Genomic DNA, 5032 nt, shown 5'->3' with positions numbered 1-5032 from the left:
CCAGGCCTGGTACCCGCCCGCGAAGGGATCGGGGAAGGCCGCCTGCAGGTCGGCGCGCTCGCGGTAGAGCACCCGCTGCGGCTTGGCGATGGGCGCGCCGTCGTCAAACTGGCCGTGGGCCCACCAGCGCTCGGGGATGGCTGGGTCGGTGGCCGCCGCGACGGCCTCCTTGTACCAGCGCCAGACCTCATAGACCTCGAAGTTGTCGCCGGCGTAGCGCTTGGTCATGACGTCGCCGGTCGGGCCCAGCTTGGTGAAGTGCCAGAAGCGCAGGACCGCGCCGTTGACGAGGATCTCGCCCTCCCGGGTGATGGCCACCTTGCGGGTCGACAGGTTCCAGCTGGCCACGTTGTAGCCGGGGTCGCGGACCACCTTCACCCGGTCGAACAGGGCCGGGACATGGTCGCACCACTTCTGGTCCACGAAGAGCCCGTTGGGGATGTCGTCATAGCAGAAGGCCAGCAGGCGGTCGTTCCACCAGCGAGCGAAGCGGGCGCCCTCCCCCGTCGTGCGGATGGCCACGAAGCCCAGGTTGAAGATCCCGGTCCGCGAGGCCGACAGGTCGTTGTCGAGGATGGCGGCCCGGTCGTCATTGGGGTCGATCAGGTGCGGCGTCAGCAGGATGTCGTCCCTGCCCAGCATCTCCACCAGGGGATCGAGGGGGGCGAAGAGGGCCGTGTCCGGGTCGAGATAGATGGCGATGTCCGCCCCGCCGGCCTCGCAGACCTGGTGCAGGAAGGGCCCCTTCACGGCGGTGCAGACCTCGACCACGTCATGCCGGAAGAGCCAGCCGCGGAAGGGCTCGATCCCCAGGTCCTTCGCCCAGACCACCCGGTCGAAGGGCTCGGCGTCGGGGTCGAAGGCAAGTCCGGGGGGCGGCTCGTCGGTGATCAGGGCCACGGTCTCCCAGTCCGGATGGAACCGGCGCAGGGTCTGGAAGAGCACCCTGGCCCGGTTCAGGTAGGAAAAGGTGAAGCTCGAATAGACCAGGACCTTCACGACAGGGCCTCCAGCAGGTCGACGCTCATGCCGCTGAACGTGATCTCGCAGATTTCAGGGCGTCGGGCCGCCCGCGACAGGTGACGCACGGCGCCGGATTCGAACTGGGCGAAGAGGGTCGCCTCGTCGCGGAGCACAAGACCATGGCCGCCGGCCCGGGTGAAGGCGGCGATGTTGCCGCTGTCCGGCCCGGTCAGGATGGCCGCCCCCGCCGCCGCCGCTTCGTAGGCGGCGAAGGAGAAGGTCTCCCGGCACAGGGACCAGAGGACGGCGACGTCGATCCCCGCCGCCTCCAGGGCCTGGCGCATGGCCTGCGGATTGTCGGCGGTGACCGAGACATCCATGTGGTCGGCGGGCGCGCCCGGGGCGGCGGCGGAGCCCAGGCGTACGAATCGGTAGCGGGAATCCTCACGGAACCGGTGGGCGAGGTCGGTGAAGACCGGCCATCCCTTGGAGGCCGAGGGCATGCCCAGAAAGGCGACCTTGAGGGGCGCTTCGGGGTCGCCCTCCGCCCGTCGCCCAGACGGCGCGAGGCGGGCGTGGGGGTGGACAAGCTGCGCCCGGGCGACCGGAGCGTCAGGCGCGGCGTTCCAGGTGTCGAGGGCCGCCTGGGAGGGCGCCACGAGGGTCAGCTCCAGGGCCTCGAACAGCCGGCGGTGGCCGGTAAGGTGCAAGTCGCGGCCCGGGCCGAAGACGCAGATCCGGCAGGCCGCGCTGCCGGCCGGCGGGGCGCCGCAGTCCCGGGCCTCGTCGCGCATCAGGTGGTAGCCGGCGCAGAGGCCGGCGAAGTCGTGCGCCCAGAAGAGGCCCCGGCGCGCGCCGGCGGCGGCGAGGAGGTCGAGGGTCTCGCCCACCTCGTGGCCCAGCAGGCTGTGGATGGCGAAGGTGACGCGACCGCCGGCCCGCGCCCGGCGGTCAGCGAGGGCGGCGGCGAGGTCGGCGACCGCGAAGGTCCCCAGGGTGCGCCCCTTCCAGACGACGCCGACAGGCGCCGCCTTCCTTGCGGGCCGCAGGGTCGGCCATGGGACGGGAGGAAAGAGGTGGAGGTGATCGATGTCCCGGCGCGCCAGTCCGGCGGACTCCGTCTGCAGGCAGAGCTGAACCCCTCCGACCCGGGCGGTGAAGTCATCATGGCTGAAGGTGATGTGCAGGCCGGAGCCCACCTCGCCGGAGATCGGGGCGAGGCCTGAGGCATGACCGGTCCGAGCGGCGAGACCGGCGCGCCCGGCGGCCTCCATCCGCTCGGTGAGGGGGACGAGGCCGGCGACGATGCGCCCCCGGAAACCCAGATCAAAGCGCAGGGGCCGGCCCTCGGCCCGACCGGCGGCAAGCCAGTGCAGGAAGGGGTTGACGCCGGCGGCGGCGACATCCGGGTTCACCTCCAGATAGTCGGCGAGGCGGAAGTCGCGGGACGGGTCGCGGCCTTCCCGCCAGCCGGTCTGAAGGAAATGGTCGAGGGGGTCCAGCCCTGCGGCCGCCACGTCCGGCCAGGCGGACAGATAGAAGCCCGGGTCAAAGGCCGCAGCGGCGAGGTCCCGCGCCTCTGCACGGCCAAGGCCGGCCGGCAGGTCCGCGTCGAGAGCCCGGGCGGGGGAGAAGGCCTCGGACCCTTCGGGACGCCGACGGGCGCCGGCCCTCTCAAGGAACCGCTCGCGATGCGGCGAGGCGATCGGCTCGCACCCTTCCCGCCATCCCCGGTCCAGATAGTGCCGGAAGGGGTCGCCGCCGGAGGCCTCGGGGTAGCGATCGAGGTAGGCCGCTGCGGAGAACCAGGGCGTGGGGTCGCGTCCCTCGCGCCATCCGGTCTCGGTGTAGTGGCGGAAAGGATCGATCCCGGCCCGGGCGACATCGTCGTAGACAGTTCGGTAGAAGACCGGGTCGAAGGCCGCCGCAAGGGCTCGGCGGGTGCGTTCCGGGGCGTCGCCCTGGCCCATGCGGAAATTCCTGTTCGGTGGCGGGCCTGTGTGCAACAGAAGGCGGCCACGATCAACTGATCCGCCATGCCCGACAAGCCCAGCCCCAAAGCCCCCGCCCCGGCCCGAACGGCCTACCTGGTCCTGGGCATGCACCGGTCCGGGACCAGCGCCCTGGCCAACCTCCTGGCCCTGGCCGGCGCGGACCTGCCGCGCGAGGTCATGCCCGCCGACGCCCACAACGCCCGCGGCTATTTCGAGCCCTGGCGCATCGCCGTCTTCAACGACCGGCGGCTGGCCGCGGCGGGAACCGCCTGGGACGACCCCTTCGCCGCCCTCGCCCCCGCCCCGGAGGACGAGGCGGACTGGCGGGAGGAGGCCCGGCGGCTGTTCAGGGCCCAGTTCGGGCGACGGCGGCGACCCCTGCTGAAGGATCCCCGGGTGTCGGTCCTGGGCGACCTCTGGCGCGGCGTGCTGGACGCGGAGGGCCTGGGCGCAAGGGTCTTCATCCCGGTCCGGCACCCCCTGGCGGTGGCCGGGTCCCTCGCGGCGCGGGATGGCTTCCCGACCCGCAAGTCGGTGATGGTCTGGATGGCCTACATGCTGGCCGCCGAAGCGGCGAGCCGCGACCTGCCCCGGGCCTTCGTCGATTATGACGGCCTCCTGGAGGACTGGCGCACGCAGATTTCGCAGGCCGAGGCCCAACTGGGCGAACCCCTTCCGAACCTGTCGTCCGCCGCAGGTCGCAGGATCGACGCCTTCCTCTCGTCCGAGTTGAGACGGAATTCACCCGGCGGCGACCTGTCCGCCCTGGGCGAGGCCGGCGAAATGGCGGCGGGTGTCCTCGCCTGGCTGCAGGCCGCCTCTCGCGGGGCGGCGCCCGTCCGGGAACCCCTTGACCAGGCCTCCGCCTGGCTGAGCCGCCAGCAGACCCTCTACGGCGACCTTGTCTCGCCCGTCTCCGCCGACCGGATGGCGGCCCGCACCGCCCTGGCGGACGCCGAAGGCCGGGCGGCCTTCCTGTAACGCACCCTCGAGGAGACCCGGACGGTCGTCGAGAAACTGGAGGGACTGGTCCCCCTGAGCGAAGATCTTCGCCGGCAGGTCCGCAGCCTGGAGGCCCAGCTGACCGCCTCGCAGGCGGCGGTGCGGGAGGCCGCCCTCAGACTGGAGACCCTGGTGGAGCCGGGGTGAAGTCCCTTGCCCCTCTCGGGAGGCGCGGCTTACACCGTTCCAGACGCCGAAAGCGGGACTCCCGCGCCTGAGACCGAAGAGGCCATGCCCCGGGACGAGACGCTCTGGTTCGTGATCGCGGCCTACAACGAGGGCCCGATGATCGCCGAGGTGGTGCGCGGCGTGACCCCGCACGCCCGGGTGGTCGTGGTGGATGACGGATCTGTTGACGACACGGGCGACCAGGCCCTGGCCGGCGGCGCCTGCGTCGCCACCCACCTGGTCAACCGGGGCCAGGGCGCGGCCCTCCAGACCGGAATCGACTTCGCCCTGTCCCAGGGCGCGGCGCATGTCGTGACCTTCGATGCGGACGGCCAGCATAATGTCGACGAGGCGCTGGAAATGGTCGCCCGGTGCCGGGCCGAGGGCCTGGACGCCGTGCTGGGATCGCGGTTCCTGGGCACGACGGTGAACATGCCCGCCCTGCGCCGGCTGGTGATCAAGGCCGCAGTGATCTTCACGCGGATCACCACCGGGCTGAAGCTGACCGACGCGCACAACGGCCTGAGGGTCCTGTCACAGGACGCCGCCCGGAAGATCCGGATTCACCAGGACCGGATGGCCCACGCCTCCGAGATCCTGTCCCAGATCGCCCGGCTGGGCCTGAACTGGCGCGAGCATCCGGTGACCATCACCTATTCGGAGTACTCCCTGGCCAAGGGCCAGAAGCTGTCGAACTCGGTGCGCATCCTCGAGGACATCCTGTTCGGAGGACGGTCATGATCGTCTCCCTCGTCGCCTCGGCCCTGTTCGGCTCGGTCCTGTTTCTGGCTGCAGTTCGCAAGTTCACCTTCCTGGGGCTCAAGCTGGCGGTGATGCTGTTCGCCGCGGCGGGCGTCTATTTCGTCTGGAACCCCGACCACATGACCCGGCTGGCCCAGATGGTG

The 5032-nt window shown here is 71.4% G+C and carries 4 protein-coding genes; 2 read left to right on the top strand and 2 right to left on the bottom strand.

Annotated elements, in window-relative coordinates; all coding sequences use genetic code 11:
- On the bottom strand, positions 1 to 999 hold a 999-nt coding region (locus tag INE98_RS03325; protein WP_293536562.1), incomplete at its 3' end, for a hypothetical protein.
- Positions 996 to 2933: a hypothetical protein gene (locus INE98_RS03320; protein ID WP_293536561.1), complete on the bottom strand. Its 1938-nt coding sequence runs from the start codon at positions 2931 to 2933 to the stop codon at positions 996 to 998. The genes INE98_RS03325 and INE98_RS03320, both read right to left, overlap by 4 nt.
- 66 nt (positions 2934 to 2999) lie before the next feature.
- Here INE98_RS03320 and INE98_RS03315 point away from each other — a divergent pair, with 66 nt between their 5' ends.
- Both INE98_RS03315 and INE98_RS03310 read left to right on the top strand, forming a co-directional pair.
- Positions 3000 to 3938, top strand: coding sequence for a hypothetical protein (locus tag INE98_RS03315; RefSeq protein WP_293536559.1), 939 nt, complete (start codon positions 3000 to 3002; stop codon positions 3936 to 3938).
- A 174-nt stretch (positions 3939 to 4112) separates the two neighbouring features.
- Complete coding sequence (locus tag INE98_RS03310; protein ID WP_293536557.1) at positions 4113 to 4868, top strand: glycosyltransferase family 2 protein; 756 nt, start codon at positions 4113 to 4115, stop codon at positions 4866 to 4868.
- The last annotated feature ends 164 nt before the right edge of the window (positions 4869 to 5032 follow it).

Source organism: Phenylobacterium sp., assembly GCF_020253645.1.
Lineage (GTDB): Bacteria > Pseudomonadota > Alphaproteobacteria > Caulobacterales > Caulobacteraceae > Phenylobacterium.
The sequence above is the reverse complement of the archived record's forward strand: the minus strand, read 5'-3'. Positions and strand labels throughout refer to the sequence as shown.

What these genes read in the sequence shown, in the direction of transcription:
- INE98_RS03315 (WP_293536559.1), top strand. Translation starts at nt 3,000, where the DNA reads ATGCCCGACAAGCCCAGCCCCAAAGCCCCCGCCCCGGCCCGAACGGCC.
- INE98_RS03320 (WP_293536561.1), bottom strand. Translation starts at nt 2,933, where the DNA reads ATGGGCCAGGGCGACGCCCCGGAACGCACCCGCCGAGCCCTTGCGGCG.